The organism is Streptomyces hesseae (genome assembly GCF_031845785.1).
In the GTDB taxonomy this organism is placed as follows: Bacteria; Actinomycetota; Actinomycetes; order Streptomycetales; family Streptomycetaceae; genus Streptomyces; species Streptomyces hesseae.
Map to the genome: position 1 here is coordinate 76,568 of NZ_JAVRFI010000005.1, position 26,821 is coordinate 103,388.

Sequence of the window (26,821 nt, forward strand, 5' to 3'; positions counted from 1 at the left end):
CACGCCATGTCACAAACGAGTACCACCGACATCGAACAGACTGTCCGCCGATTCGTCGCCGAGCAACTGCGCATCGGGGTCGAGGAGGTGGACGTGGACACCGATCTGCGCTCCCTGCAGCGCTTCGACTCGATCCACGCACTGCAGATCGTGCTGGAGATCGAGCAGCACTACGACATCGAGGTGGAGGACCGCATCGTCTTCGAGACGAACACCGTGCGAGAGTTCGCGGCCGCGATCGCCAAGGTGATCGCGGAGGTCGGCGCGGAGCCGCTGTCGTGACCCTGTTCGCTGCGCTCGGCCGCGTCGCCGCACAAGGATCCGGGCGAGGCATGCACGTGCTGCGCCGGGGCCAGGACGGCGACGCGCTGTCCTACAGCGACCTCTACACCGAGGCCGGGCGCGTGGCCGCGGGGCTGCTGTCGCGCGGGGTGCAACCCGGCGAACGGGTCGCCCTCGTCCTGCCGACGTCGGTGGACTTCGCGCGCGCCTTTTTCGGCGTGCTGGCGGCAGGCGCGGTCGCCGTGCCGTTGCCCGGCCCCGCGCCCTTCGGGTCGTCCGACGCCTACCTCCGGCGCACCTCCGCCGCCCTGCGCCGCTCTCGGGTACGGACCGTGCTGACGGCTCCGGCCATGCTCCCGCTGCTCGGCCCGGGACTGTCCGACGGCGCCCGCCCGCTCGACGTCCTCCTGGTGCCGGAGGTGGCCGAGCCGTCCGCGGCCCACGTCGCGCGGACGGCGTCGGACCCGGCCGTCGTCCAGTACACGTCGGGGACGAGCAGCGAGCCGCGGGGCGTCGTGCTCAGCCACGGCAACGTGGCGGCCGGGGTGGAGGCCATCGCCCATGGCACACGGCTCACCGGGACCGACGTCGGCTGCACCTGGCTGCCCCTCTTCCACGACATGGGCCTGATCGGTTCCTTCCTGACACCGCTGCTGCACGACGTCGACATCCATCTGCTGACGCCCGAGGACTACCTGCGCAGTCCGAAGGACTGGATCCGGGCCATGGGGCGGCTGGGAGCGACCTTCACCATGGCTCCTGACTCCGGCTACCGCCACGTCCTGCGGCGCGACGCGGCGCCGCCCGCCGGCCTCGATCTCTCCCGCTGGCGCATCGCGGTGAACGGCGCCGAGCCGGTCGACCGACGGCTTCAGGACGCCTTCATCGAGCGTTTCGCGCCCGCCGGACTGTCCGAGAACGTCTTCCTGCCGGCCTACGGACTGGCGGAGGCGACCCTGGCGGTCGCCTTCCCCCCGCTCGGCCGCCCGGCCAAGGTGCTTCGTGCCGACCGGGACGAACTGAACCGGGGCCGGTACGTACCGGTGCCCTCCGGCGCCGGGCCGTATCGCGAACTGGTCAGCGTGGGAACGCCGGTGCGGCGTACCGAGGTCCGGCTCACCACCGCGAGCGGCGAACCGGCCGCGCCCGGCACGGTCGGTGCCGTCGAGGTCCGGGGGGCGTCCGTCACGAGCACCGGGTACGACCACCACCCCGAGGAGAGCCGTCGCGTCCTCCTGCCGGGCGGCTGGGTGGCGACCGGTGACCTGGGCCTGTGGCACGACGACGAGCTGTACATCGTGGGCCGCACAAAAGAGATGATCATCGTCTTCGGCGCGAACCACTGGGCGAGCGACATCGAGGCGGTCGTGCGGGACACACCCGGCCTCCCCGTCCACGGCGTCCTGGCCGAGCAGATCTGGAGCGACGAGGGAGGCCGGCTCGGGCTCGTCGTCGAGACGACGCAGCACGACGAGGCGAGCCGTCGTGCCACGACGCAACGCATCCGCGCACGTGTCGTGGCCGAGCTGGGCATCACACCCGACACGATCGAGTTCGTGCGACGGGGCAGGATCGCACGCACCTCCAGCGGCAAGGCTCTGCGCCGCCCGCCACCCTCGGACACCCGCATGTCCCCCTCCGGTGCATGACGCACCCGGCACACCGGACCACACCACCTGTCCGCGACAGGGCACTACGTGCCGCAGACACCGCGGAGCCCCCTGGCCACCTGCCGTGGGGAGACTCCCCGCATGACCGGCCCTGGAGGCCTTTCATGGCGCACAGCGCATACCTGCTCGGTCACTCCGACAGCGAGCACCAAAGGCTGACCACGCAGAACGAGGCGATCTCGCCGTTCACCGAACGCACCCTGCGGTCGGCCGGAGTACGTCCGGGGATGAGCGTCCTCGACATCGGCGCCGGACTGGGATACGTCTCCCTGCTGGCCGCCGGACTGGTCGGGCCCGGCGGACACGTCGTGGGAATCGAGCGTGACCCCGGAAGCGTCCACAAGGCGCGGATCCTGGCACGGGAAGCGGGCCTCGTGGACTCGGTGCGGTACGAAGTCGCGGACCTCACCGACTTCACCTGGCCGGAGAAGTTCGACGTCCTGGTCGGCAGATACATCCTGATGTACCTGCCCGATCCCGCGTCCGCGCTGCGCCGTCTGACGTCCCTGCTGAAACCGGACGGGATCGTCGTCATGCACGAGATGGACTTCACCAACGCGTCGCCGTCGCGTCCGCCGCTGCCGGAGTGGGACGAGTACTACGCGCTGTGGCCCGGCCCCTTCCTGGCGACCGGCGCCGTCCCCGACTTCGGCCCCCGCCTCACCCGGACGTTCCTCGACGCCGGCCTCCGGCAGCCGGAGGTGGCCACCTGGACGCCCCTCGCGGGCCGCTCGGGGGATCCCGCGGTTCTCAACTGGCTCAGCACCACCTGCCGCGAGATCGCGACGCCGCTGCGTAACGCCGGAGTCACGGTGCCGGACCACCTCCGCTTCGACGACGCCCTGCCACAGCGCCTCCGGGACCTCGTCCTGTCCCGCGGAGTGCAGGTCGACGGGCCGACGCAGTTCGGTGCCCACGCCCGGTTGACATCACAGGCGTCCAACGCGTCGAGCCGCGGCGGCGGGACTCGCTGAGAGGAAGGGAACACGCCGTGCGCGTGAAGTGACGAACATCCGGGAGCCGATCCATCCGCCAAGGCCGGACAGACCGAACAGCATGCCACCTTCCGGGCGGCGGAAAGCCCGCTCGCCCGACCCGCCGGCGCCGATGGGAGACGGTGGCTCGCACCACGGCGGGCTCGACCACGACGCCCGATGTGCGGGAAGCGTGGAGGAGCTCCGGGAACTGACCGAAGGCGCCGGAACGGCCGCCCCTTCCGAACAGGAGTCATTGACCATGTCCGGCACTTTCGATCACCACAGGATCGGCCCCCTGCCGTCCTTCCTGGCAGCGCCATCAGGTGAGGCCGTCAAACGGGTGCGGATGCCCACCGGTGATCACATGTGGCTGGTCACCGACTACGCCGTGGGGCGCGCCGCACTGGCCGATACACGTCTCAGCAGAGCCGCGGCCACCCACCCCGATGCTCCGAAATGGGGATCCGTCGACCTCTCACCCAACTCGATCATGAGTCTGGACGGCGCGGACCACGCCCGGCTGCGCCGGGTCGCCGGAGCAGCGTTCACCAGCGCCCGAGTCACCGCACAGGCAGCGGTGATCGAGGAAGCCGCCGGCGCACTGCTGGATCAGCTACAGGTTGCGGGGCCAGGCGCCGACCTGGTCAGCGGTTATACCTCGCCCCTTCCAATGGTCGCGTTGAGCTCACTGCTCGGCGTGCCGGTGGCGGACCGGCCCGTTTTCGACGCCGCCGTGACCGCCCTGTTCGACATGACGCCTCGGGGAGTCCGCAGAAGAGGCCGCCACGTCCTGACTCTTATCAAGTACATGTCCTCACTGATCGAAAGAAAGAGAGATGTGCCCGGGCAGGATCTCCTGAGCGCGCTGGTGCAGGTTGAGCAGTCGGGTGAGATTTCCCGCACCGAGTTGATCAATCTCGGGCTGGCGCTTCTCATGGCTGGTTACGAGACCACCGCCCATCAACTGAGCCTTGCCATACTCGAACTGCTCACCGACGGCGCGCCCGGCGGGAAATCTATGGAGGCGCTGGTCGAGGAATTACTCCGCAAGACGCCGTCCACACCTATCAGTTTTCCCCGAGTGGCCAACGAGGACCTCGTCCTGGGCGGGGCGACGGTGCGCCAAGGAGAAGCCGTCATCGTCTCGTTGCTGCACTGCAACCATGACACCGAAGTATTTCGCACATCGGGTGTGAGCAGTAACGCCCGCCGACCTGCACACCTCACATTCGGACATGGCGCCCACCGGTGCCTGGGCGCGCCGCTGGTTCTTCTACAGATGAAGATCGCGCTGACCCTCTTGTGGCAGCGCTTCCCCGGCCTGCGACTCGCACCAGGGGACGGGGCCCTGGTATGGCGGGAGGGCCTCGCGACGCGCGGTGTGTCAAGGCTGGTCGTCGAGTGGTAACCGAGCCGCTCGGCGTCCATACCGGCTGGGCTGTGGCCCGTCTGTTGGCCGATCTCGCCGATGCCACCAGCCTGACCACCGCCTTCACGAACGCGCTGCGCCATCTGCGACCGCGCGGTACTGGTCACGTCCCCGGCCGGATCGCAGTGGACTTGGCAGTGATGCCGGCCGACGGCGGGGAGGCGATCACCGACCTGGCTCTGCTGCGGGACCAGGCCGAGGTGTTCGGCCCCACCGCGTCCACTCCCACCGCGTGGCGACTGCTGGCGGATATCGATCCGGCCGCACTCGGCGCTCTACGCACAGCCCGTGCCACCGCCCGCGAGGTCGCCCGGTCCTGGACATCGACGCCGCCCTGGTCGCTTGCCACTTCGAGACGGAACACGCGGCGCCAACCTGCAAACACGGCTTCGGCTACCACCCGCTGCTGTGCTTCCTGGACAACACCGGCGAGGCGCTGGCCGGTCTGCTGAGGCCCGGCAACGCCGCGGCCAACACCGCCAAGGACCACATCACCGTGCTCGACGCCGCGCTCGCCCAGCTCCCCGACACCCACCGCCACGGCACCGACATCCTCATCCGCGCGGACAGCGCCGGATCCGCCAAAGCGTTCGTGGCCCACATCCGCGCCCTGCGCTCGCACGGGACCCACACCTCCTGCTCCGTCGGATGGTCCGTCACCGAACCGGTCCGCCGAGCGATACGCCAGCTGCCCGACCAGGTCTGGCACCCTGCCGCCGCGTGATCCGCACCGTGCAGCTCCTTCGGTATCTGTCGGATGCGCCGCGTCGCCGGCGGGTGACCGCGGCGACGAACAAGGTGGAGTCGTTCAACCGGTTCTCCCAGTGGATCGGCTTCGGCAATCGCGGCGTCATCGCGGACAACGACCCGATCGCGCAGGGGAAGACGATGAAGTTCAACGCGCTGCTCACGAACGCAGTGATCTTCCACAATGCCCTGGACATCGCGGAGATCGTCCGTCAACTGCTGGAGGAGGGCTGGGAAATCGACCCGGAGGACCTGGCGCACATCTCGCCGTACCTGACCGAGCACATCAACCGGTTCGGCGAGTACAGCACTCACGAGCTCGGCGTCCAGCCCGAGGCGTCCGACCCGAAGCTCGGCGTCGACTTCACCCCGCTTCGCGAGCAGGACCTGACCGCCGCCGGCCTCGACCAGGCCGCCTGAGCCGTGAGGTGCCCAGCTGGTGACGCCCCTTCAGGGGGCCGGGCCGGTATACGGCAGAATCCTGCCGCTAGGGTCGGCCTCCAACACCGTGGCCTGGGCAGGTGATCCGATAGCACTACCGTGGGAACGGGGTTTTTGACGGTTCTTGTGAGCCATCGCCGCGTTTCAGAGGGACATCCGCGCTGTTCTGCCAGCGGTGAACCCCGGCCCGACCGGGCTCGACGATCACTAAAGTCCAGTCTCATGACGACGATTGCAACGCGCACGGTCGAGTACCCGGCCGACGGTCTGACGATGATCGGGCACCTCGCACTCCCGGCCGGAGTCGACCGCCGGCCCGCAGTGCTGCTCGGGCCAGAGGGCATGGGGCTCAGCGACGTCGAGCGCCGCCGGGCCGATGCTCTCGCCGAGCTGGGATACGTAGCGCTGGCCTTCGACCTTCACGGCGGGCGCTATTTGGGTGACCCCGAGGAGATGCTGGCCCGTTGCATGCCGCTGCTCGCCAGCCCCGACCGGATGCGGGGCATCGGTCATGCGGCGCTCGACGTGTTGCGCGCCGAACCGCGGACCGACCCCGACCGGATCGCCGCCGTCGGCTACGGCACCGGGGGCGCCGTCGGGCTGGAACTCGGGCGCGACGGCGTCAACCTGCGCGCGATCGGGACAGTCAACGCGCTGACCACGGGCCGACCGGGCGAGGCGGCGCGCATTCGCTGCCCGGTGTGGGCCGGGGTCGGGTCGGAAGACCCGATCATGCCGCCCGCGCAACGGGTCGCGTTCACCGAAGAGATGCAGGCCGCGGGCGTCGACTGGCGCCTCGTGGTCTACGGCGGCGCCTTGCACGCCTTCCACCACCCGCCGGTCGACCACACCGTGCGTCCCGGCGTCGGCTACCACCCACGGCACGCACAGCGAGCCTGGCGCGACGTCGTCGACCTGCTCTCCGAGTGCCTGCCCGTGACGGAGGATCTGGTCAGTCCAAGCTCGGCCACCCGCTGACCAGCGCTTACCGGCCACTACGGCACATTTCTGCGCCTCAGCGTGCTGGGGAAGCGTTTCATAGTCCCTGCGATTCCGGCGAGCCCTCATGATCCATGAAATGGACCTTTCTACCACCCAGCGCTTGAGGGTGAGGCGGAGGCGGTCCCTGGCCCAGGGGATGAGTTCGCCTCCGTAGATGGAGTCGGCCGAGACGAGGGTGACCTCGGGATGCGCGAGGCGGAGTCGGAAGAGGAAGTCACGGGCGCCGTGCGTGTCGTGGAGGCCGGCGGGGGTGACCATCATCATCACCGGCAGGCCCCTGGTCGCGCCGGTCGTAGACCTCCGGGTGACCGCCGGCTGGGAGACTGGAGGCGGGCGGCGGGAGCAGAGGGGCGATCAGCTCCCACTCGGCGTCGCTCGTGTCGGAGGGGTAGCGGCGTTCGCGCACGTCAGCAGTCCTATCGGTCCATTCGGGTGACGACTTCGAGGGTGGCCTTGACCCCGCCGAGCTGTTCCAGGACCAGGCGGACCCATTCGTCCGAGGGCCGGCGCTTGGCGTGCGGGGCGATGATCTCGGTGATGACGTTGGTGATCCGGTGCAGCTCGGTGGTGAGGATCGCCCGCTCGTAGGCGACCCGGATGTCCGGGTCCTCCGACGGCTGGACCCCCTCCGACCGCGAGTGGGTGACTGGCGGGAGCCCTTCCTTCGCGGCGATCTTCCGCAGGAACTTGATGCCGGCCCACACCTGGGAGGGGGTGGGTCGGGTGGAGTGGCTCAGCTGAGCCAGGCCGGCCCCGGTCGGCCTCGCTTCGACCAGCGCCTCGCGCACCGCCTCGCCGTGGACATCGGCGGGCAGGCACCTCACGGCTACTCGCCCCGCAGCAGCTGGGCGAGGGCCTCGTCCAGATCGGTCTGGCCTGTGGCGACCGCCGTCTCGATCCAGTGCGCGGTCGCCCGCAACTTCTCAAGCACGTTTCCCACTTGCTCGTGCTGCCGCTCGGTGAACTCACGCCCCCGCAGCTTCGGCACCAGCCGGGTGGCGCCCGCGATGAAGCCCTGGCAGACCGCCACCAAATCGGCGAAATCCATCTGCCGATGCCACCGCCGTACGACGGTCGCCGGATCGTCGAACCGCTCGGTCCCCTCGTCGCCATCAGCCTCGTCGGCCGCCACGACGTTCCGGTACTCCTCATCGAAGTCATCGGTGTCGTGACTGATGGGCCGACCGCCCCTGGAGCCTTTCTTCTTCCCGTTGGCGGCTTGGTCCCTATTCTCCGGGATCACTGCTTTGATGCCGCGTCTGCGCAGGTGGGCCCGGTTGCCGCGGGATGAATACGCCTTGTCCCCGGCGACCGCGTCCGGCCGGGTGCGGGGGCGGCCGGCGGGGCCGCGGACCCGTATCTTGTCGAGCACGGGAATGAGCTGCGGGCTGGCCGCGGCCTGCCCCACGGTCAGGACGAACGCCAGCGGGCGGCACTTGCGGTCGGCGGCGAGGTGGACCTGCTGGTCTGCCCGCCCCTCGATCGCCCCAGGAGAGCGGCCTTCAGCCGGGGGTTTCGCCGAGCCCGGATGCGTAGTCGCTCCTCCCGTTCGCGGCTTCCGTGATCAGTCCCTCCAGCAGGGCCTCGAAGACGCCGGTGTCCCTCCACTACCGGAAGCGGTTGTGCACGGTCGACCAGGCACCGAACTCCCGCGGCATCTCCCGCCACTGCCCGCCGGTCCTGAACCGCCAGATCACGCCTCGATACCCGCCTCGGTTCGGGCCTACAGCCAGCGGTCGTACCAGGCACGGACACGCCGAAGGGCGTCGAGTTGGTGGGCGCGCTCGTGGAGCCCATGGCCCTCGCGAGGGTAGACGACAAACTCGTGCTCGACCCCGAAGTGGCGCAGCGCGCGATGGAAGTGGATCGCCTGGCCGAGCGGGACGTTGGTGTCCTCTTCGCCGTGCAGGATCAGCACTGGGGTGCGGATCCTGGAAGCATAGGAGATCGGACTGTGCCGGTCGTGGACGTGTGGTCCCGGGCCCTCCCATCCGGTGCTGCCGCCGAGCGCCCCTTCGAGGATTCCCCAGTCACCGGTTCCGGCTTGCATGCCCCAGTCGCTGATGCCCGCACCGATCATGGCGGTCTTGAACCGGTCCGTGTGGCCTATCGCCCAGGCCGCCATGAAGCCCCCGTGGCTCCATCCGGAGATTCCCAGACGCTCGGGGTCGGCCACCCCCTGCTCGACCAGGAGGTCGATCCCGCTGAGAATGTCGGTCCACTCGTCGCCGCCGACCGCGCCCGCGACCTTGGCGGCGAAGTCGTGGCCGTGCCCCGAGCCGCCTCGGGGGTTGGGCAGGAAGACCGCGTACCCGGCGGTCGCAAGCCATTGGCCGCAGTCCACCACGTTGAGTGAGAACTCGTCGGCATGGCGGAAGTAAGGACCACCGTGGACTATGGTGACGAGCGGAAAGGGACCGTCCTGAGTGCGGCCGGCCGGCCGGATCAGCAGGCCGTCCAACTGGAGTCGATCGGAAGCCTGGTAGCTGAGACGTTCCTGGACGCCCCAGCGGATCCTGCGCAGTTCGGGCGCGGCGTCGCTGAGCCGGAGCAGTGACCCGCCCGTGGGTCCCGCATGGACGTTCTTGGGCTCGTACGCGGTGCTCGCCAGCAGGGCGAGGGTTCCCCCGGAGCGACTCGCGGTGAGCCCGGCGAGCGTGCCGGGGGCGGAGGACAACTGGTGGAACCGCAGGGACTCGGGGTGGAGCTGGTACAGCGCGGTGTCCAGCCCGTCGGCGAACAGCGCGAGTGGGGCCCGTCCTCGACCTGCACCAGCTCGGTCGGGCTGACGGACATGCCGACGGTGAGGTTGCGGTGTTCGACGGCCGGGCCGGTCTCCGGAGGGACGGTGTCGATCACGGCGAGCCCGCCGACGAAGTGAGCGGGGGTCACTGCCAGGTGGGCCAGATGCCAGACACTGTTGTGGTTCCACCAGGCCGGGGACCGAGCCTCGATCCCGACCGGGCCCAGGTCGTGGACGGCTGCCGAGCCCGGGTCGACCAGGTGCAGTTCCGCCGTCCTGACGCCGGGGTCGAGCTCAGGGGTGGACCAGCTCAGCACCGCCAGCGGGCCGCCGTCCGGACGCTGGGCCAGCCCGACCACATGCCGGTCACCGAGGCCGTCCACGGTGCGGACCGCGCCGGTCTCCAGGTCGAGCAGGCGCAGCCGGGTGGCGGGAAGGTGCTGGCCCCAGATCTTGGCGTCGTCGCGCTCGGCCTCCCGGCGTTGGCCCTCGACGGTGGGTTCGTCCTTGGCGAGCAGGGCGACGGTGCGGCCGTCGAGGAGCGTCCAGTGGTCGGAGATTCTGCCGCGCCACCTGGTCAAGGCCTCGGCCTTGGCGATGTCCTCGCTGCCATCCAGACGGATCCGCTGGAGTTGGGCGGTGCCCTGCTCCTCGCGGTCGGAGGTGAAGAAGAGAGAGGCCGAGTCAGGCGCCCACTTCGGGCCGAGGTCGCGGGCCGTGCCGTCGGTCAGCCTGCGCGGAGCTGTGCTGCCGTCGGCAGCGGTGACCCAGACGGACCCGTGCGGACGCCCGCCCCTTCCGCCGTTCGCGACCACTCCGTGGGCGACCAGGCGGCCGTCCGGCGAGATGGCCGGTGCCACGGCGGCGGCAACGTCCACCACCAGTTCGGCGGTAAGTGGGTCGGTCGGTCCGGGAGCCGGCTGCGGTGCGGGGGGCGGCATGCGGGCTGCCTTTCGCTCGTCCAGTACGGCAAACGGACATCCTGTCGCACTGTCGGGCCGGCGTCAGTCGGAATTACGAGAACGGGCCGCATGCGGAACCTGCCCCAGGCACTCCGCCACGGCCCGTGGCACCGAGTGGACATGTCCCGGCGGAAGGATGGCATTGTCGTAGCTGTCGGCGACGGAGCCGACCGAGGCGGTTGCGCTCGGTGAGCTGTTCCTCGTGCAGTTGCCTCAGCTCGGCCCGCTCGGCGGTGGCCGGCAGGCCGGGTCGGCTGCCCTGGTCGGCCTCGGCCTGCCGGGCCCAGCCCCGCAAGGCTTCCTTGTGGACACCGAGGCCCGGGTCACATGGGCAACCGGGCGGCCGGAGGACCGGACTTCGCGGACGGCTCGACGCAGCTCGTCGGGGTACTTCCGGGGTGCAGGCATCGGACCTGTGTCTCCCATCTGCCGTGGCGATCACGCCTGGCTTCAGGGCCGCTACAAAACCCAGTTCAGCTCAGCTGGAACAGCCCTTGGTGTCGTAGTCCGAGCCCGGCAGTTTGTCGGTACCTCGAAGCCGAGCGACCGGTACAGCTTCACCGCATGGACGTCGGTTTCCACAACCGCGTTGAACTGCATCGCGCGGGCTCGGCGTGCGCCGGGTCGGCCATGTAGCCGGCGCTCGCGATAGGCGACCCGTTGCCCATATGGTTGCGGTTCATCTTCGCCGTACCCGGAACCGTACCCGAGTCGTCCACCGCGACGACCGTACGGCTGGGGGCCGGACAGGATGCCCGTACGAACGCGTGACCTCCAATGCCTTTCCCGCCCGGAGCGCCGCCGGAGCCCATGGTGCCGGCCCCGCTTGCCGTGACGGCCGGGCAGTGGGCGAACTGCCAATTCTGGTGCGGCATGGTTCGTATGAGTCAAATACTGTTTTGGCCGACGTGTTTCAGCGACATCAATCTGCGTGCCGAATAGAGTCCCGTGCGTAAAGCCTCAGTATCAGCGGTCCGCCGTCACTCCAATGGGTCAACGCAAGGATCGGCCCATAACCGACCGAATTCGATATCGCATTCGTGCATGGGGAGGTGACAGGTCAATGCGCCTGTCGCGAAATCCCGAGGACGCGAGGGGCACGGGTGAAGGAGCGCCGATGAGAGTCTACGAGGCCATCGTCAAAGGCCTGGAAGGCATCGGAGTGCAGGCCGCCTTCGGCGGTGCCGGGGAGAACGCCGCCGGCCTGATGCTGGCGCTCAAACATTCGCAGCGGATCCGGCCGGTCATCACGCGACATGAGCAGGCCGCGTCCTTCATGGCCTGTGGCTACGCGATGTACACGAACCGGCTGGGCTTCTGCTTCGCCACGGCCGGGCCCGGCGCGTTCAATCTGTTCTCGGGGCTGGCCGTGGCGATGTCCGACTCCTATCCGGTCCTCGCCGTTTCGGGGTATGCGGCGAGGCAATGGCGAGGATGGGGCTCGCTCAACGAGACCTCGGGCATGAACCGTACGCCCGACTCCCAGGCCATGTTCGCGGCCACCACGAAGAAGTCCTTCCTGCTCGACGATGCCGCCGACACCTGCGACGTCCTCGAGGAAGCGGTCAACATCGCATTCGAGGGGAGGCCCGGGCCCGTGCACATCCACGTGCCCGAGGACCTGACCCACCGCGGCGTCGAGGTCACGAATTTCCGGGATATCCGGCTCGAGGTAGCACCGGTCCTGCCCGACCCGGAACAGGTGGAGGAGATCGCATCGGTGCTGGCCGACGCCCTCGCGAGGCGGAAACGGATCGTGGCGCTCGTCGGTTTCGGTGCCGTCCGGAGTGGAGCGGGACCGGAGGTCAAGCGGTTGATCGAGCGGTTCCGGATCCCGCTGCTCACCACGCTGGACGGCAAGGGCATCGTCTCCGAGGGACACCCGCTCGCGGTGGGTGTCTTCGCCGACAGCGGCCACGCGAGTGCGTGGAAGGCGTTTCGCGAGGCCGAGATCGTGCTGTGCGTCGGGAACTCCCTCAACCAGCACGCCACGTTCAATTATCGCGACGACCTGTTCAAGAACAAGCTGCTCATTCACGTGAACATCTCCGAGACCGAGTTCCACAAGGCGTACCGGCCCGACTACGCTCTTTTGTCCGATGCGCGTCCGGCGGTAGCGGCCCTCGCCGACGCGATGGAGAGGAAAGTCGGCGAAGTCCCGGCGGTCGAAGTCGACGGCCGGGACTACGAGGCCCGGCACATCACCCACCTGACCGGGAATATCCATCCCGGGCAACTCGCGCAGACGATCGGCCGGATGCTGCCGCCGCAAGGCGTCCTGCTTGCCGACGCGGGCGCCCACCTGGCATGGCTCGGGTATTACACGGAGCTTGAAGAGGGACAGAACTTCCGCAAGGCCGGTTCGTTCGGGCCCATGGCCGGGCACGTCAACGGCGCCATCGGCGTGAAAGTGGCGCACCCGGAACGGACGGTCGTCGTCGGTTGCGGCGACGGGTGCTACTCGCTGTCCGGATTTGAGCTGATGACCGCCGTCGAGCACGAGATCCCCGTCATCTGGGTCATCTTCGACGACCAGGAATTCAAGCTGATCAAGCTCTTTCAGCTCACGACATACGGAGAGTCCGGCCTTGTCGAGTTCCAGAACCCGGACTTCGCCGCGTACGCGCGTGCGTGCGGCGCCGACGGCTACCGCGTGGAGACGCTCCAGGAGTTCGAGGACGCGTTCCGCATGGCACTGAGCTCCGGCCGGCCCACCATCATCGACGCCAAGATCACGCGATGGGCCGTACCGCACTACAGCCCCTCACCCGACGGCGTGATCGCAGGCCTCGTCGAGACGGTCGAAGCCCGCTTCCGTGACCGATAGCCCGCCACCTCGCCCAGGCTCCAGGCGAGCCGGCGTGAAGGGACAGGAGCATGACCGACCAGATGAACCCGCACAGCCACGCCGGGCTCGACGCCCTCATGAAACGCCCGCTGCTCACGTCGATCTGGCGGCGCCGCACCCACCGCGTCAGCCGTGGCAGTTCCGTCGAGGCCGGCTCGATGAGCTGGACCTCCACGGAGCCGCGCACACCCCTGACAGACCTCGAAGAGGCCGTCCTCATCGCCATGACGGGGTGCACCGGCCTCACTATGCCGGACCGCCCGTTCGCCGACCCCCGCGACGGCAAGCCGATCATGGCCAAGCCAAACCTCAATATGGCCGGACGGACCGCGGGCAGCCCCGACAACGCCCAGGGCACACACTTCTTCCTGATCAACGACACGGGCACCTACTTCCTGCGCAAGCTGCCTCCCCCCACCGACGGCTCACCGACGGCGTTCGACGCGGAGAATCTCCTCGCACGCGCCGCCGAGGCGAAGGTGCGGCTGTTCGACCACCGCATCGACGTACCGCACGGAAACCGGGACTTCCCGGCCTACCTCGACTCCAACCGATTCCTGTCGAACCTGCCGGGCACCACCGTCCTGTTCCCGGTGGTCGACCTCTCCCGGCAGTACATCAACGGCATGATGTACCTGCTGACCCAGCCCGAGGGAGCACGACCGACCATCGTCGACGACCGGAACTTCTACCGGCCCGCGGGTGTGAAGAAGTGGGTGAAGTCGGGATTCCTGAACAAGGACATCAAGCTCCCCCTCGGCGCCATCTGGGCGATGCGCACACAGATCGAGGCCGACCTGCTGCTGCAGAACCTCATGCTCACCGCCGATGCGATGGGACTCGGGGCATGGATCCACGCTTCGCTCGCTCCGCCGGTCATGATGGGCGACCCGAAGTTCCGCACCGCCTACGGACCGATGCTCGGCTTCGACTGGGTCACCCCCCGGTGGAAGCCGGCCGACCTCCTGCGCTGGCAGGTGCCGCTGCCGCGATTCTCCGGCCTACGAGCGACCACGGTCGGTCTGCGTCACAACGGGGAGCACCTGATCAAGGCGATGTGCCCACCGAACTACGCCACGATGGCCGACGCGGTCGACGCCGTCGTGGCGGACAAGTTCGGACCGCAGGGCATCTACACCGACGAGGGGCTGTTCGAGCGCATCTACCGGGGCGAGTTCGGAGCCCAGTATCTGCGCCAGGCCAGCAACTACTCTGCCGACGTCATCGCCTGCACACGCGACATCTGCACCTACATCCACGAGACCCACGGTCGATTTCCCGCGCACTGCGACACGATCCACGCACCAGGGGTCTGGCTGCAGGCACATCATGTCGAGAACGGCTACTACGAGCGGTTCTTCCGCAACGGGCTGACCGAGGTCCACCAACTCCACGACCAGCACTGGCACACGGCCGGATGAGCGAGCTCAGCCGCCACCGTCCTCGGAGTTGTTCCGGGTCGGCAGGACCGGACGCCACGGCGCGAACGCACTCGCCGTGCGCGGCAGGAGACTCGCCAGCTCGGGGCAGTGCCGCAGCAGGACGCTTGTCATGCCGTTGCGTTCGATCCAGTCCATGCCGAGCGGCGTGTAGACCTCGGGCCGGAAGTCGACCGTGAGGAAGCGGTCGCTCTGCAGTCGCCGGCTGGCCATCAGGATGAAGATACGGAAGGCGGTATCGCTGAAGCCGAAGCCCTTGGGCGGATTCTCGGCGAAGAGGCCGACCATGGTGTCGATTTCATCGACGGTGCGGTAGACATCCTTCAGCCGCGCGACGGTCTCCGGATCGGAGGACAGCTCCTCGAACCGCCGGATGCGCGGCTTGTGCAGGCCGCTCCGGAAGTCGTTGTAGCGAGGAACGCCGCGGCGCCGGGTACGTACCAGATCGACTACGGACAGGTCGATCACCTCGCCGTCCCGTTCGAACGCCTGAAGTGCGCGGGGGTAGTTGTTCAGCGTGATCGCTCCGGGGTGGGCGGTGCCGAGCGAGTACAGCGCGTTCGCCAGGCCGGTCTTGCGGATGAGGGGCTCCGCAGCGGCACCCTGCACGGCGTTGAAGTCCAAGGTGTCGATCCGGTGACCGAACCGGTGGTCGACGATCTCGAAGTCGTCCGGGATCAGCGGGTGCATCCGGTAGACGGTGACGAAGTCCTCGGTGAGGGAGTACGGCGCGGCGTGGTGATCCGGCAGGGTCTCGGGGATACCGGTGAGCGAATGTGCTTCGAACAGCCACAGTCCCAGCTGGGTGAGCCAGTTCTTCGGAGGCCCCTGCCAGTTGGTCCTCAAACCGATCTCGATCGCCTCCGTGGCCAGGATCGCGGGCGTCCATTCGACGGTGTGGATCTTGGCGATGAGGGCGGAGACGACAAGCCGCGCTGTGTGATACACGCGGTTCTGGTCCAAGTGGGGGTATTCCTGCCGCAGAGCCTCGCACACCGCGTTGTGCTCGCGCGCGAAGACGGTATGCATGACGCTCAGACCGAGCCACCAGCTCTCCCTGAAGCCGGTCAGCGGGATGCCGTCGGGGCCGAGCGGCAGGTGTCCGTCCTCCAGACGCAGCGCGGCGCCACCGCCCGGCTCGCGCAGGGACATCGCGATCTGCCGGTCGCCCCCGTAGACCTCCGAACCGTCCCACCAGTGGGATGCGACATCGGCGAACAGGGCCGGCGGAGCGAGGCCGCCGGGCGGGTGCACGCCCTGGTTCTCGGCGAAGCGCATCACGTTCTCGAGCGGTCCGCCCGGGGAGTTGCGCCAGGTGACCCCGGGCGGGAGCGGCACCTCCACACTCTTCGTCCCGGTCGGGTAGCGCCGGTGATTGACCCAGTCGTGCACCTGGAACTGGATCCACGCGGCGGCGAGGATGTTCAGCGACCGGGCGGGGATGAACGCGTCCCGGTGGAGCAGCCGCTTGCTGACGGTGACCGGGTTGGGGCTGTCGAACAGGTCGGGGCGGAAAACCGGTGGAAGGTTACGGCCGAACGTGGCACCGACGGCACCCATCTTCGGCACGGACAGGTCGTTGTAGGTGCCGTCGTAGCTGCGCTCCAGCCGTAGCCGCTCATCGATGGGCGCGGGCACCGGCTGCGTCTCCGGCGGAGCCTGGTGGATCTCCGTATCGATCAGGTTGTCCCGACGTAGCACCTGGCGGAGAGCCACGAGGTTGAGCAGGCCGAGCCGCGTCGGCAGCCGGTGCCAGGGGACGAACCGGTTGAGTGCACGGAACCCGGCGCGCAGCGGCACGCCGAGCACGGCGTTGCGGCGGGGTTCCTCGGTGACGAAGCGATGCCCCAGGCGCAGGGCACTGCTGGCCTCATAGGCGGCTTTACGGGCCCGGTTGAGGTTGCCCAGGGGCCGGAAGTCCTCGGTGGTGTTCCACGGATTGAAGGCGAGCTGCTCGATCCTCGAGGCGGTGGCACGCGCCGTGGCGGCGTCCACGTCCTGACGCGGGATGGTCAGCGTCGCCACGGGGATCACCGGCGTATCGCTCTCCTTCCACTCGACCGCGCCGTCCTCGATGGGCGTGCGCCCGCTGTCCACGTAGCGCTGCACGCACAGCTCGAAGATGATGTCCGCCGCGCCCAGGCGCCGGGCGAGCTCGTGCCGCAGGTGGTCGGGGTCGGTACGGGAAGGGGAGGGGGCCGGGGACGCGTCCGGGGCGGGGCGGAGCAGAAAACGCACCGGTCCGGCAGCGCCCCACAGGACGGCGCCGCGGCTCCAGTACGTCTCGAGCGCGAGGCTGCGCACCTTGTGCCGGGTTCCGGCGTGTACGTTGCGCCGCATGCGCGCGGCCGTGGGCCGGCCCACCGTGAGGGGCAGCTTGACGAACAGCGCGAACGCCTTCCGGGGCATCGAGTCGGCCCCTGCCATGGCTTTCGCGAACGCGACGAACTCATACGCGGTGCGGGCGTGGGAGACCGGAAAGCTCGTCATGAGGAGGTCATGGGCCTCGTCGGGCCCGGTCTGCACCCGCAGCGCCGCACCTCGCAGGTCGGGTGAGAAGTCGGGCCGGCGCGCACCACTGGCGTTGGACAGCCGGACGATGACGGGATACTCGGCGCCGGGGCGCGCGAAGCCCGCCCGCAGGTCGCCGGGCAGCTCGTCATGGAAGGTCAGCCGGGCGTTCTCGACGCCGAGGACCGCCTTCGCGTGGAAGGTCCGCGCGATGTCGGCCGCTCCGCTGCGCTTCCTGACCTTGATCTGCACCCGCATCAGGTCGTGGACAAGCCGCTCGGTGTGCAGCCGCTCGGTCTCGGGGGACCCGCCGACGTAGCGCTCGTACTGCCGGGCCTCATGCATTATCGCTTCTCTCAAATGTGCGTTATCGGTCCATCAATGATCATTTTGCATTCTTTGGTGGATGGTGCCGAGCGATACGGGGCAGACGGGGGATTCGCTGTGCGTGGCGGTCCGTGCCGCACACGGCTCCCGGAGTCTTCATGACGCTTGAGGCCTCGGCGACGCTGTGCGCATGCTTGACGAGCCGGAGGTCGGTGTCCGTCCGGGAGGCGGTGAGCTGCTCGGCGTGGCAGTCGTCGGCGGCCGCGGCGGCCGGCCGCATGATGCCGCTCCTCGTGCGGGCACCCGGGTCGGGCGCGTGTGTGCGACAGGTTCTGGGTGGAACCCCTTCCGGCTCGGCCGCTCCCGTGGGACGGAGGCGGCCACGCTGTCCTGGTCATGGAGGCCTGCGGTCGCCCTGGGGCCGGAGGGGACACCGGCTGCCATGGAGCGTTCCGACGGGCGCGTTCACGGCCTTCTGCTCGTGCTTCCCGGGCATCCGCTGACGGGACCGCACCGCAGGATCACCTGGTAGGCGTGACTTTCGGCCCCCTCGCCACCGGCCCTCCCGGCGGTCTTCACGAATCGCCATTGAGAGGGCCGGGGGTGCCCGGTCGTGGCCGTCTTCTCGACCCGGACGCGGAGCGTCGGGCGTCCGCGTCGTGGGTCTCGACCAGAACCTCGTCGGAGGCGACGGGGAAGTGGTCGTGCAACAAGCACAGGCCGAAGCGGTCGAGATTTCCATGCTTTTCCAGTACGGCCGTACGGAAATTCGGATCGTTCTTCCCGCCGGGGAAGTGGTGGGCGGGGATGTAGGGCCGGGCGTTCAGCAGGTAGTAGAGGCGATCGTCCGCCCAGCAGGTGGTCACCGTGATGACACCGCGGTCGATCTTTTCGGCCGATCCCAGGTACTGCTTGCCCACGTGCGCGGTCGCGCCGGATGCTGTGCACCGACCACGGGTTCCGTCCCGGCCAGGCAGGTCAATGTCTTGTTCCGGTCTCGCGGCAGGAGCAGTCCGGCCAGGTACTCACGGAACCCCCGGCGCTGGGCCAGCGTGGCGAAGAGATCGTCGAAGCGGGCGGCGTATGCTTCCAGCGGGCCAGGCACGGGCGGGCGTGGCAGCCGCTTCGTCATCTCAGGCTCTCCGGACCGTAGTTGAGACCTCCATCTACGGCCTGCTCCCACGCACACCCGCCGTCAACAAACCACCGCTAGTGCTGTGACCGGGATGGTTCACCGTGATCGGAAGGCGGCTCGTGGGTCGAGCGCACGCGAAACGGCTGGTATTACTGGGGCATGCAGGAAGAGACCGCACGCTCCGCGATCGACACGTTCATCTCCGCGTTCAACGCCTCGGACGACAGCTATGTGACTGCCCTGCTCTCCCAGGCCCTGACCTCAGACGTGGTCTTCTGGGGGCCGTTGGGTCGCAGCGAAGGAATCGCGGCGGTCGAGCGGTTCGTGCTGGACATCCGACGCCACCCGGCGGGGACCGGCACGATGGTGCGCTGCTCAGCAGTGGACATGCCTGACGAATGGGCCCGGTACCAGTGGGTCTTCACCACGCCTGATGGAGGCCCCCGCCTGGCGGGAACGGATGTCGTCCATCTGCGACGGAGCCTCATCGACCAGGTCATCGTCTTCGCAGGGGAGATCGAGCCGATCGCCTCCTGAGGCCCGGAACTTCTGTCGCTGTCCTTCTCCTGAACTTGCCCTGTCGGCGTTCGGGGGCTGCTGTTCGCGGTTGGTCAGGCCGCGGTGTTGAGGGGGCGTCCGCCCCAGCGAATGCCCTTTTCGCTGCGGGTGCGGGCGCGTTCCTTGCGTTGGGCGGCAGGGTGAACTGCCGCAGCGGGCCGAAGTGGGCCTCGATCGGGTTGGCCCAGGAAGCGTAGGTCGGGGTGAAGCACAGTTCGACCTTGTTCTTCTTCGCCCAGCGGCGGACGCCCGCGCCGGTGTGGGCGGAGAGGTTGTCCAGGATGATGTAGATCGGGGCGCCGTCGGGTCGGGCGGCGCGGATCGACTTGAGCGCGGCCAGGGTGTTGGCGGTGCCCTTGCGGCGGCGGTTGACGCCCCACAGGCGGTCGTCGCCCACGGAGTAGCAGCCGTGGAAGTAGGTGACGCCGTGGCTGTTCGCGACGACGATTCTGGGGAGGGAGTTGGGGGGTGGTGGGGTGAGCCTGGTCATGGTCACCGCTTCCGGGTGTGTACGGGTGACCACTGTGTGCTGTACACGCCTCCTGTCCATGTCATTAGACTGCGACCCTCTCCCCACGACTGTCCGACGCATGAAGGGCGATACGCCCTGCCCCGAGGAGGCACCGGAATTGATACGAGAGCCCCAGCCGATCCAGCGGCCGATCCCGCCCGCGGTGCAGAAGGCCTACGGAGCGGCCGACCTCGGCGCGAATCCCATTTTCGCCGGAGGGTTCATCAACTTCGGTCACTGGCAGGCCATCGACCTCGACTCCGGCCTTTCCCACGAGGACCGCGTCCGCAGCCAGCAGGACATGTACCGGCACGTTCTCGACGCCCTGCCGTCCACCGGGCAGCTCCGGGCGCTTGAGGTCGGTCCCGGTACCGGGGTCGGCACCGCGCTGGCGCTCGAGGAGTACGGCTTCGCGCACGTCACCGGCATGGACATCCACCCACGACAGGTCGAGCGAGCCAGGGAGGCCAACTCCCGCGTCCTGGCAGACCGGCCGGAACACCTCGGCTTCGTCCAGGGCGCGGCCGAGGACATGCCGTTCGGCGACGAGGAATTCGACTGCCTCTACAGCGTGGAAGCCGCCCAGCACTTCAGTGACCTGACCGCATTCGGGCAAGAGACAGCCCGTGTGCTGCGTCCCGGCGGGCACGCCGTGATCGCCAGTTTCTTCACCACCGACGACACCCCCGGCCACGCCGAGCACCTCGCCGCACACCTCGACTGCTACGCCAACGGCCTCGACCTCGCCCATCCCGTCACCCACGTGACCGAGGCCCTCAATCGCGCCGGACTCGCACAAACCCGTGCCGTGTCAATCGGGCCGGACGTGTGGCAGGGCTGGGACCGATGGGTCGCCCACGTCTCCGGGCCCGATGCCTGGCCCCGCAACTTCCTCCGCGCGTACGAGGAAGGCGTCCTCGACTACTACGTCATCACCGCCACCCGACCCGCGGCAGCCCGTGCCCACTAGCACCCCTGCGGCCAGTGGGCCTCGTCCGGGACCGGACCCGGCCTCCCGGATGCGTCAGAGGGACCGGCGCATGGCCAGGCGCGGCCACCTGTCCAGGCCGTGCTCGGCTTCCCGCTCGCGGATCCTTCGTAGGCCCGGGCCGAGGTCATGCTCGGCGACCGGATGGAAGCCGCAACGTGCGTAGTACGGCGCGTTCCACGGGACGTCCTCGAAGGTGGTGAGGGTCAGCGCCGGTATTCCCTCGGTCTCGGCCCGGTGTGCGAGGTGGTCCAGCAGAGAACTCCCGATACGCCGGCGCGAACTCCCCGGGTGCACCGATACCTGTTCGATGTGGAGATTTCCGTCGATGTGTTCGGCGATGAGGTAGGCCACGGGGGTATCGGCCTGGTCGACAGCGACCCATGCCATCCCGGCGTGCTGGTAGCGGGCAAGCTCTGCGATCGGCGGGGGCTCGTCGTCGGCGATCTCGGGCATGCCGATGTCCCGGAAGCATCGTCCGGCGGCCCGTTCGATGTCCTGGAGTAGAGGAAGGTCTTCGCTTCGCACCGCTCGGATAGTCATCGGCATGAACGCATTGTCCTGGCGAACCCGCTGCGGGTCTCCTGATTTTCTCGGGTCGGCGGAACACCGCGGGCGGAGCACCGGCAAGCCGGCGGCGGCCGCGGGGACTTCACGCGGCGGTATTCGCGTCGGCGACTTCGAGCGGCCGGTTCTCGGCCAACTCCGCGCCGGCACTACCGGGTGCGGGTGACCACCGGTAGCGTCCGTCCGCATCGTTCGGACATCGCATCGTCAGGAGGGCACATGGAAATCCGCTACCGCGTCGCGGCCGCCGGCGTTTCTCTCTCCCTCGCGTGTGCGGGCGCGGTCGGCGTCGCGGCGCCCGCTTCCGCCTCGGTATCCGGCGACACCGCCAAGTCCTCGTTCTCCTGCGGGGCCTGGCGGTACGAGAGGGGCAGCAACGGTCACGGGGCATCGATCACGTGCCACGGCAGTTCCTTCGCCGGGTACGTGGTCTGTCACCAGCCCAGCGGTTACCTGTACCTCCGCTTCGGCAATCGTGCTCGTTCCGGTGGCACCTCCACCGCCTGGTGCGACCTGAACGCGGAAGTCAGCGAGGCCGGAGCGTTTCCTGTCATCTGATCCGGACGGCCCCGGCCGCCCTTGCGGCGGGCGGGGCCGTATCGCGCTGCTCACCGCCGTCTGTGCCGAGTGCCGGTGCTCGGCGAGCCCCTGCGGGCCGCGTGCTTGTCGTCGCTCTCGACGACGTACCAGGGCGCTTCCGGGATGTCGTGCGCGATAACACCTCGTCCTCGGCCCGGGAGTACTCCTCCCAGCGGGCGGGTCCTGGACGCCCGTTGGCTGGCCGTGTCCGGGGGTCAGATCCCGGGTACCAGGACGACCGGGCAGTGCGCGTGGTTCAGCAGGGCCTGGGCGACCGTTCCCAGCCGCGGGCCGGACCGTCTTCCCCGGCGGTGCGCGGCGATCACGACCACGGCCGCCGAACGGCTCTCCTCGACAAGCCCACGGCCCGCCTCCTGACAGACGGCCACCGTGTCCACGGCGATCTCCGGGTGATCGGCGCGGAGCACGGCGACGGCATCTTCCGGAACGGCCTTCGCCACCTTCGACAGCAGGCGCAGATCCTCCCGCCACAGTCGCGCGGGGGGACGCGCGCCCGGGGACGAGAGGTGGCTCCAGGCGTGGAGCACCCGGAGCCGGGCCCCGCGGCGGGCGGCCTCCTGGAACCCGAAGCGCAGCGCGTCGAGGTCGGTGTCCGATGCGAAACCGACCAACACGCACCCCCGCTCCGGCTCCGGTCCGCCGCGCACGACGAGCACAGGATTCGTGCTGCGGGCCGCCACGCTCGAGGTCACCGATCCCGTCAGCCTCTGCGGCAATCCGCCCTGGCGGCGGGTGCCCAGCACGGTCAGCGCGGAGGTCCGTCCGGAGCGCACCAAGGCCTCGGCGGCGATCTCGGTGGTCACGGTCGGAATCACCCGCAGACCCCCGGCGCGGGCGTGCGCACGGGCCACGGCCCGGTCCAGGCGCTGACGGGCCGTCTCGTACAGGGTCCGGCCGTCCTGGGTCAACGGCGACTCGGCCGCCCGTCCGCGGTCCCAGGGCCAGCCGCACAGGATCTCCAGCTCGGTTCCGCGGCGCACGGCCTCGTCCGCCGCCCTTTCCAGCACCGGGACGGACACGGATCCGTCGAATCCGGCAAGAACCCGGCCCTGCCGGGGGATACGCGTGCGGGCCATCGTCATCTCCTTCGGGACGGCGCCCAGGCGGCCCGGGCCGGTTCCGTCGGTGGGCCCGCCCCCAGCCTGGGCCGCCGGTCTCCCCCGGCCCAGGGGCCGTGCGGGGCCCGGCCGGGGCCGAAGGTCCCGTCGGTCCCGGCCGGGAAATCGCGACGCGATCGCCTAATCAGGTTGTTGCAACAGGCGTGCACATCTTCGCCCCTACGGTGGAGAAGTGATCGCCCGCCGACTTTCGGAGCCAGTGCCGAAGCCTGTATGTGCCAGAGTCGCCCCACGGTGATGAGATCTCCCGGACATGACTCGACAGGACAGGCGACCGAGAGAAGGCAGGCGGATGACCGGGCGTACCGTTCCCGAGGAACAGGACCCCGCCGGCGGGACGGCATGCCCGTGCTGTGGCCGACGACCGCGTGCCGACGGCGACGGCACGACGGACGAGCAGTTCCAGGGACTGCTGGAATCCGCTCCCGACGCCATGGTCATCGTGGACGAAAAGGGCGTCATCCAATTGGTGAACGCGCAGACGGAGGCACTGTTCGGGTACGGCCGCGAGGAGCTCCTGGGGCGTCCCGTGGAGGTCCTCGTGCCCGGTCGGTTCCATGAGCGGCACGCGGCACATCGCGATTCCTACGCGCGCAACCAGCAATTCCGCCCCATGGGCGCCGGGCTGGAGCTGTACGGACTCCGTGAGGACGGGCGGGAGTTCCCCGTCGAGATCAGTCTCAGCCCGCTGCGGACCCGCGACGGCGTACTGTTCTCGGCGGCCGTCCGCGACGTCACGGAGCGCAAGGCGGCGGAGGCCGAGCTCACCAGGCTCTACGAGCAGCAGCGGCACATCGCGCTGACCTTGCAGCGCAGCCTCATGGGTGTCCCGCCCGAGGTACCCGGGCTGCGCACCGCCTGCCGCTACCTGCCCGCCACTCAGGGGGCCGGTGTGGGCGGGGACTGGTTCGATCTCGTCGTGCTGGACGGCGGCAAGGTGGGCATCCTGATGGGGGACGTCATAGGACGCGGCCTGGAGGCGGCGGCCGTCATGGGCCAGTTGCGTTCGGCCGCCAACGCCCTGGCCCGCACCGGTATGGAACCCAGTGGGCTCATGGACGTCCTGGACGCCGTCGTGGGCGATCTCCCCGATCAGCTGGTCACCTGCTGCTATCTGGTGGTACACCCGGGCACCGGTGAGATCACCCTGTGCTCGGCGGGTCACCTGCCCGTGCTGCTAGCCACCCCTGGTCACGACGTCGAGCCACTGCCCGCGCCCGTGAGCGTGCCTTTGGGAGTGGGAGGCGTCGCACACGAGCAGGTGACTCACACCGTTCCCCCGGCATCGGCGCTGCTGCTGTACACCGACGGGCTGGTGGAAACGCCCCGGACGGACATCGAGGAGCGGATCGTGACCCTGGCCACCGAGCTGGGCACGGCCCTCGGCAAGGCGGACGACCTGGAGACCGTGACGGATTCCGTGCTCAAGACCATGCTCCCGGACAACGCCGGCGACGACGACGTGACCCTGCTCCTCGCGCAGTTGCCGTGAGCGGTGGACCGCATCGGGACGCGTGGCCGGCGACCGGTGCCTTCGCGCCGCGGTCCTGACCCGTACGGCCCGGGACGGTGGGCCGGGTGACCCCATGACCGGAGCGGGACGGCGCGGCATCGTGGGAGCGAGGACGGCCACCTGGACGGTCCGGCACCACCGGGGCGAGGAGGACCGTCATGGCGGGCTCGTCGAAGCGGCACCCGGGATTCCACGTGCCCGGCCACTGGCGAGAGTGGACCCGTGACCCATGGGGTCTGCCCGGTCGCCATCGTCCCGCGCGTACCGGGAGGGCGGCTCTCCCCTGCGATGACATGAACGGCCACCAGCATGAGGAGGCTTGAAATGCACGACAAGCAGAGCACCGTCGGCGATGTCATGACGCAGACCGTCGTGGCGGTCAGCCCCACGGCACCGTACAAGGAGATCGCGAGGACGCTCGCGCAGTGGGAGGTCAGTGCCGTGCCCGTCCTGGTGGGCGAGGGCCGTGTGATCGGTGTCGTCTCCGAGGCCGACCTGCTGTCCAAGGAGGAGGACAAGGGCCGCGGGCCGGCGGACGACCCCCGACCCGGGCGGCTCGGCGACCTCGTGAAAGCGGGGGCGCGGACCGCCGAGGAGCTGATGAGCTCCCCCGCCGTGACCATACGGGCCGACGCGGGACTCCCCGAGGCCGCCCGCGTCATGGCTCTCCGGGGCGTCAAACGCCTGCCCGTCGTCGATGCCGAAGGCAGGCTCGCCGGCATCGTCAGCCGCAGCGACCTGCTGAAGATCTACCTCCGTACGGACGACGACATCGCCGACGAGGTGCGCGACCAGGTCGTCGCCCGGCTCTTCTCGCACCGTTACCCGGCTCTCGAAGTCCGGGTGGCCGAAGGCGTGGTCACTCTCTCCGGCCGGCTTCCCGACCCGGCGCTGGCCCCCTTCGTCACCCGCGTCGTGCGGGCCGTGGAAGGCGTGGTCAACGTCGAGCTCTTCCTCGACGGCCCGATGGGCTGAAGGCGGCGGGCGCGCGGGGCTGACGATGCTTCGCGTGCCCACCGTGGCCGGTCCCGTACCCGGCTGTGAGCCGGGTGGCCCCGGGTCCGGCGTCGGCTGCCGCCGCCGGACCACCCTGCTCCTGGAGCCGCCGCATTCCCCGCGGCGTGCCGCTCCGGCGGCCGCCCGGTCGGTGGCGGCGAGGCTGTGGTCGGTACCGTCGAGTCCGACGGGGGCCGGTGGGACCGGGCGCGCCGGGGGCCGTGATCCTTGGCGTCAGGCCGTGGGGATCAGGGTCACGGGGCAGTGGGCGTGGTGCAGCACCGCGTGGGTGACGGGGCCGAGTTGCAGGCCCAGCGGGTGGCGGGGGCGGCGGGTGGCGAGGACGACGACGTCCGCCTCCGCGCTCGCCTCGACCAGTGCCCGTCCGGCGCCCTCGTACACGGACTCGGTGCGCACCTCTACGTCCGGGTACTCCTCGCGCAGCACGGCCGTCGCGAAAGCCGGCACGGCCGCCTCGCACTTGCGCTGTTGGTCGGTGCCCTCCCAGTAGAGCTCGGCGACCGGCAGGACGCCGGGTACGGACGGGTACCGCCAGGCGTGCAGCACCTTCAGGGCCGCGCCGCGCCGCCGAGCCTCGAGAAAGCCGAAGCGCACCGCCTCGGAGTCCTCCTCCGAGGCGAGGCCCACCAGGACGACTCCCTTGGGCTCTCCGGTCCCACCACGCACCACCAACAGCGGTCCGGTGCGGTGGGCGGCCACCCGCAGGCTGACCGAGCCCAGCAGCAGACCGGCGAAGCCGCCGAGGCCTCGGGTGCCGACGACCGTCATCGAGGCATGACGTCCTGCTCGCAGGATGGCGCGGGCCGCGGGTTCGGTGGTCAGGTGCGGCACGGTCCGCAGGTCCGGGTAGCGGGAACGGATCCGCTCGACGGCGGCGTCGGTGACGGCCCGCCCCGCGTCGTAGAGCATCTGGCCCTCGTCCGGGCGGCGCTCCTCAACCGGCCGCTGCCCCTGCTCACGAGGGGCCGCGCCGGTCCCGGGCATGTGCAGGCCCCACGGCCAGCCGCACACGATCTCCAAGGTCGCCTCACGCCGCAGGGCCTCCTCGGCGGCTTGGTCGAGAGCGCGCAGCGCGGGGTCCGAACCGTCGAAACCGACGACCACACGAGCGGTGGGCTGGACATCAGTCGGAAGCATGGTCCTCTCCAAGGACGGGGCTGGATGGTGGCGGGGACCGGTGCCGTACCGACTGCGAGGGGCCGGCGGAAGCGCCGCCCCGGGAGTACGTCACCAGTGGCCTCGTCCCCAGGCTGGTACCTCGCGGCTGCTCGCACCCGGGGCCGTACGGCTCCCGACCGGGCCCGAAGGTCCCGGCTCGGATGTGAATCGACATGGCGCCAGGCAGCTGTGACCGCCGGTGTGACGGCGTGTCCCCGGCCCGCGAGCGTGACCACCCCGGCGCGGACGAAGACGGGCCACGACGTCCGCCCCGCCCC

The 26,821-nt window shown here is 69.5% G+C and carries 21 protein-coding genes and 7 pseudogenes; 14 read left to right on the forward strand and 14 right to left on the reverse strand.

Annotation, left to right across the window (positions count from 1 at the left end; all coding sequences use genetic code 11):
* Positions 1–6 precede the first annotated feature (6 nt).
* The 7 genes and pseudogenes from RM609_RS10375 (at position 7) to RM609_RS10405 (ending at position 6,524) form a co-directional block, all read left to right on the forward strand.
* Entirely contained in the window at positions 7–282 is a 276-nt protein-coding gene (locus RM609_RS10375; RefSeq protein ID WP_311609824.1) for an acyl carrier protein, read from the forward strand.
* Positions 279–1,931 carry an AMP-binding protein gene (locus RM609_RS10380; protein WP_311609826.1) on the forward strand — a complete coding sequence of 551 codons (1,653 nt, stop codon included), beginning with the start codon at positions 279–281 and terminating at the stop codon, positions 1,929–1,931. The genes RM609_RS10375 and RM609_RS10380 overlap by 4 nt, the downstream gene beginning before the upstream one ends.
* Before the next feature lie 125 nt (positions 1,932–2,056).
* Entirely contained in the window at positions 2,057–2,926 is an 870-nt protein-coding gene (locus tag RM609_RS10385) for a class I SAM-dependent methyltransferase (RefSeq protein WP_311609829.1), read from the forward strand.
* Positions 2,927–3,119: 193 nt separating this feature from the next.
* On the forward strand, positions 3,120–4,337 hold the full coding sequence (locus RM609_RS10390; RefSeq protein WP_311609831.1) for a cytochrome P450: 1,218 nt from the start codon (positions 3,120–3,122) through the stop codon (positions 4,335–4,337).
* Positions 4,283–5,073 (forward strand): annotated as a pseudogene (locus tag RM609_RS10395) (transposase); the annotation flags it as partial. The gene RM609_RS10390 and the pseudogene RM609_RS10395, both read left to right, overlap by 55 nt.
* 5 nt (positions 5,074–5,078) lie before the next feature.
* Positions 5,079–5,525, forward strand: coding sequence for a Tn3 family transposase (locus RM609_RS10400; protein WP_311609833.1), 447 nt, complete (start codon positions 5,079–5,081; stop codon positions 5,523–5,525).
* 243 nt (positions 5,526–5,768) lie between these two features.
* Positions 5,769–6,524: a dienelactone hydrolase family protein gene (locus RM609_RS10405; RefSeq protein WP_311609835.1), complete on the forward strand. Its 756-nt coding sequence runs from the start codon at positions 5,769–5,771 to the stop codon at positions 6,522–6,524.
* Positions 6,525–6,557: 33 nt separating this feature from the next.
* Here RM609_RS10405 and RM609_RS10410 read toward each other — a convergent pair.
* The 7 genes and pseudogenes from RM609_RS10410 to RM609_RS10440 form a co-directional block, all read right to left on the reverse strand.
* Positions 6,558–6,830 (reverse strand): annotated as a pseudogene (locus RM609_RS10410) (transposase family protein); the annotation flags it as partial.
* Between the two features lie 134 nt (positions 6,831–6,964).
* The gene (locus tag RM609_RS10415) at positions 6,965–7,372 is read right to left on the reverse strand and encodes a hypothetical protein (RefSeq protein WP_311609837.1); all 408 of its coding nucleotides are present in this window, start codon (positions 7,370–7,372) and stop codon (positions 6,965–6,967) included.
* A gap of 2 nt (positions 7,373–7,374) precedes the next feature.
* On the reverse strand, positions 7,375–7,680 hold the full coding sequence (locus tag RM609_RS10420) for a DUF6192 family protein (RefSeq protein WP_311610232.1): 306 nt from the start codon (positions 7,678–7,680) through the stop codon (positions 7,375–7,377).
* Positions 7,678–8,263, reverse strand: a pseudogene (locus RM609_RS10425) (IS5 family transposase); the annotation flags it as partial. The gene RM609_RS10420 and the pseudogene RM609_RS10425, both read right to left, overlap by 3 nt.
* An 8-nt stretch (positions 8,264–8,271) precedes the next feature.
* The gene (locus RM609_RS10430) at positions 8,272–9,009 is read right to left on the reverse strand and encodes an alpha/beta hydrolase family protein (RefSeq protein WP_311609839.1); all 738 of its coding nucleotides are present in this window, start codon (positions 9,007–9,009) and stop codon (positions 8,272–8,274) included.
* Positions 8,994–10,172 carry a TolB family protein gene (locus RM609_RS10435; RefSeq protein WP_311609840.1) on the reverse strand — a complete coding sequence of 393 codons (1,179 nt, stop codon included), beginning with the start codon at positions 10,170–10,172 and terminating at the stop codon, positions 8,994–8,996. The genes RM609_RS10430 and RM609_RS10435 overlap by 16 nt, the downstream gene beginning before the upstream one ends.
* A gap of 609 nt (positions 10,173–10,781) precedes the next feature.
* Positions 10,782–10,996, reverse strand: a pseudogene (locus RM609_RS10440) (GNAT family N-acetyltransferase); the annotation flags it as partial.
* Between the two features lie 320 nt (positions 10,997–11,316).
* Between RM609_RS10440 and RM609_RS10445 the strand changes: the two are divergent.
* On the forward strand, positions 11,317–13,080 hold the full coding sequence (locus RM609_RS10445; RefSeq protein ID WP_311609842.1) for a thiamine pyrophosphate-binding protein: 1,764 nt from the start codon (positions 11,317–11,319) through the stop codon (positions 13,078–13,080).
* 50 nt (positions 13,081–13,130) lie between these two features.
* Positions 13,131–14,522, forward strand: a complete 1,392-nt coding sequence (locus RM609_RS10450) for a hypothetical protein (protein ID WP_311609845.1) — start codon at positions 13,131–13,133, stop codon at positions 14,520–14,522.
* Positions 14,523–14,528: 6 nt separating this feature from the next.
* Here RM609_RS10450 and RM609_RS10455 read toward each other — a convergent pair whose 3' ends face one another.
* Positions 14,529–17,396, reverse strand: a complete 2,868-nt coding sequence (locus tag RM609_RS10455) for a peroxidase family protein (RefSeq protein ID WP_311609847.1) — start codon at positions 17,394–17,396, stop codon at positions 14,529–14,531.
* A gap of 740 nt (positions 17,397–18,136) precedes the next feature.
* Positions 18,137–18,510, reverse strand: a pseudogene (locus RM609_RS34610) (IS701 family transposase); the annotation flags it as partial.
* A gap of 162 nt (positions 18,511–18,672) precedes the next feature.
* Here RM609_RS34610 and RM609_RS10465 point away from each other — a divergent pair.
* A complete protein-coding gene (locus RM609_RS10465) occupies positions 18,673–19,050 on the forward strand; it encodes a nuclear transport factor 2 family protein (RefSeq protein ID WP_133029073.1) in 378 nt (125 codons plus the stop codon).
* Between the two features lie 74 nt (positions 19,051–19,124).
* Here RM609_RS10465 and RM609_RS10470 read toward each other — a convergent pair.
* Positions 19,125–19,537, reverse strand: a pseudogene (locus RM609_RS10470) (transposase); the annotation flags it as partial.
* 163 nt (positions 19,538–19,700) lie between these two features.
* Between RM609_RS10470 and RM609_RS10475 the strand changes: the two are divergent.
* Entirely contained in the window at positions 19,701–20,552 is an 852-nt protein-coding gene (locus RM609_RS10475) for a class I SAM-dependent methyltransferase (RefSeq protein WP_311609852.1), read from the forward strand.
* A 54-nt stretch (positions 20,553–20,606) separates the two neighbouring features.
* Here RM609_RS10475 and RM609_RS10480 read toward each other — a convergent pair whose 3' ends face one another.
* Positions 20,607–21,113, reverse strand: coding sequence for a GNAT family N-acetyltransferase (locus RM609_RS10480; protein ID WP_311610233.1), 507 nt, complete (start codon positions 21,111–21,113; stop codon positions 20,607–20,609).
* A gap of 243 nt (positions 21,114–21,356) precedes the next feature.
* Between RM609_RS10480 and RM609_RS10485 the strand changes: the two genes are divergently transcribed.
* On the forward strand, positions 21,357–21,695 hold the full coding sequence (locus tag RM609_RS10485; protein ID WP_311609854.1) for a hypothetical protein: 339 nt from the start codon (positions 21,357–21,359) through the stop codon (positions 21,693–21,695).
* Positions 21,696–21,787: 92 nt separating this feature from the next.
* Here the strand turns inward: RM609_RS10485 and RM609_RS10490 are convergent.
* Positions 21,788–21,894, reverse strand: a pseudogene (locus RM609_RS10490) (polyphosphate kinase 2); the annotation flags it as partial.
* A 37-nt stretch (positions 21,895–21,931) separates the two neighbouring features.
* Positions 21,932–22,813, reverse strand: a complete 882-nt coding sequence (locus RM609_RS10495) for a universal stress protein (protein WP_311609856.1) — start codon at positions 22,811–22,813, stop codon at positions 21,932–21,934.
* Between the two features lie 334 nt (positions 22,814–23,147).
* On the opposite strand from RM609_RS10495, the gene RM609_RS10500 reads away from it, so the two are divergent.
* Complete coding sequence (locus RM609_RS10500; RefSeq protein WP_311609858.1) at positions 23,148–24,347, forward strand: PP2C family protein-serine/threonine phosphatase; 1,200 nt, start codon at positions 23,148–23,150, stop codon at positions 24,345–24,347.
* A 345-nt stretch (positions 24,348–24,692) separates the two neighbouring features.
* Positions 24,693–25,343, forward strand: a complete 651-nt coding sequence (locus RM609_RS10505) for a CBS domain-containing protein (protein WP_311609860.1) — start codon at positions 24,693–24,695, stop codon at positions 25,341–25,343.
* Positions 25,344–25,598: 255 nt separating this feature from the next.
* Here the strand turns inward: RM609_RS10505 and RM609_RS10510 are convergent, their stop codons facing one another.
* Entirely contained in the window at positions 25,599–26,522 is a 924-nt protein-coding gene (locus RM609_RS10510) for a universal stress protein (protein ID WP_311609862.1), read from the reverse strand.
* Positions 26,523–26,821: the final 299 nt, after the last annotated feature.

What these genes read in the sequence shown, in the direction of transcription:
- RM609_RS10375 (WP_311609824.1), top strand. Translation starts at nt 7, where the DNA reads ATGTCACAAACGAGTACCACCGACATCGAACAGACTGTCCGCCGATTC.
- RM609_RS10385 (WP_311609829.1), top strand. Translation starts at nt 2,057, where the DNA reads ATGGCGCACAGCGCATACCTGCTCGGTCACTCCGACAGCGAGCACCAA.
- RM609_RS10405 (WP_311609835.1), top strand. Translation starts at nt 5,769, where the DNA reads ATGACGACGATTGCAACGCGCACGGTCGAGTACCCGGCCGACGGTCTG.
- RM609_RS10445 (WP_311609842.1), top strand. Translation starts at nt 11,317, where the DNA reads ATGCGCCTGTCGCGAAATCCCGAGGACGCGAGGGGCACGGGTGAAGGA.
- RM609_RS10450 (WP_311609845.1), top strand. Translation starts at nt 13,131, where the DNA reads ATGACCGACCAGATGAACCCGCACAGCCACGCCGGGCTCGACGCCCTC.
- RM609_RS10455 (WP_311609847.1), bottom strand. Translation starts at nt 17,396, where the DNA reads ATGCATGAGGCCCGGCAGTACGAGCGCTACGTCGGCGGGTCCCCCGAG.
- RM609_RS10465 (WP_133029073.1), top strand. Translation starts at nt 18,673, where the DNA reads ATGCAGGAAGAGACCGCACGCTCCGCGATCGACACGTTCATCTCCGCG.
- RM609_RS10480 (WP_311610233.1), bottom strand. Translation starts at nt 21,113, where the DNA reads ATGACTATCCGAGCGGTGCGAAGCGAAGACCTTCCTCTACTCCAGGAC.
- RM609_RS10485 (WP_311609854.1), top strand. Translation starts at nt 21,357, where the DNA reads ATGGAAATCCGCTACCGCGTCGCGGCCGCCGGCGTTTCTCTCTCCCTC.
- RM609_RS10495 (WP_311609856.1), bottom strand. Translation starts at nt 22,813, where the DNA reads ATGGCCCGCACGCGTATCCCCCGGCAGGGCCGGGTTCTTGCCGGATTC.
- RM609_RS10500 (WP_311609858.1), top strand. Translation starts at nt 23,148, where the DNA reads ATGACCGGGCGTACCGTTCCCGAGGAACAGGACCCCGCCGGCGGGACG.
- RM609_RS10505 (WP_311609860.1), top strand. Translation starts at nt 24,693, where the DNA reads ATGCACGACAAGCAGAGCACCGTCGGCGATGTCATGACGCAGACCGTC.
- RM609_RS10510 (WP_311609862.1), bottom strand. Translation starts at nt 26,522, where the DNA reads ATGCTTCCGACTGATGTCCAGCCCACCGCTCGTGTGGTCGTCGGTTTC.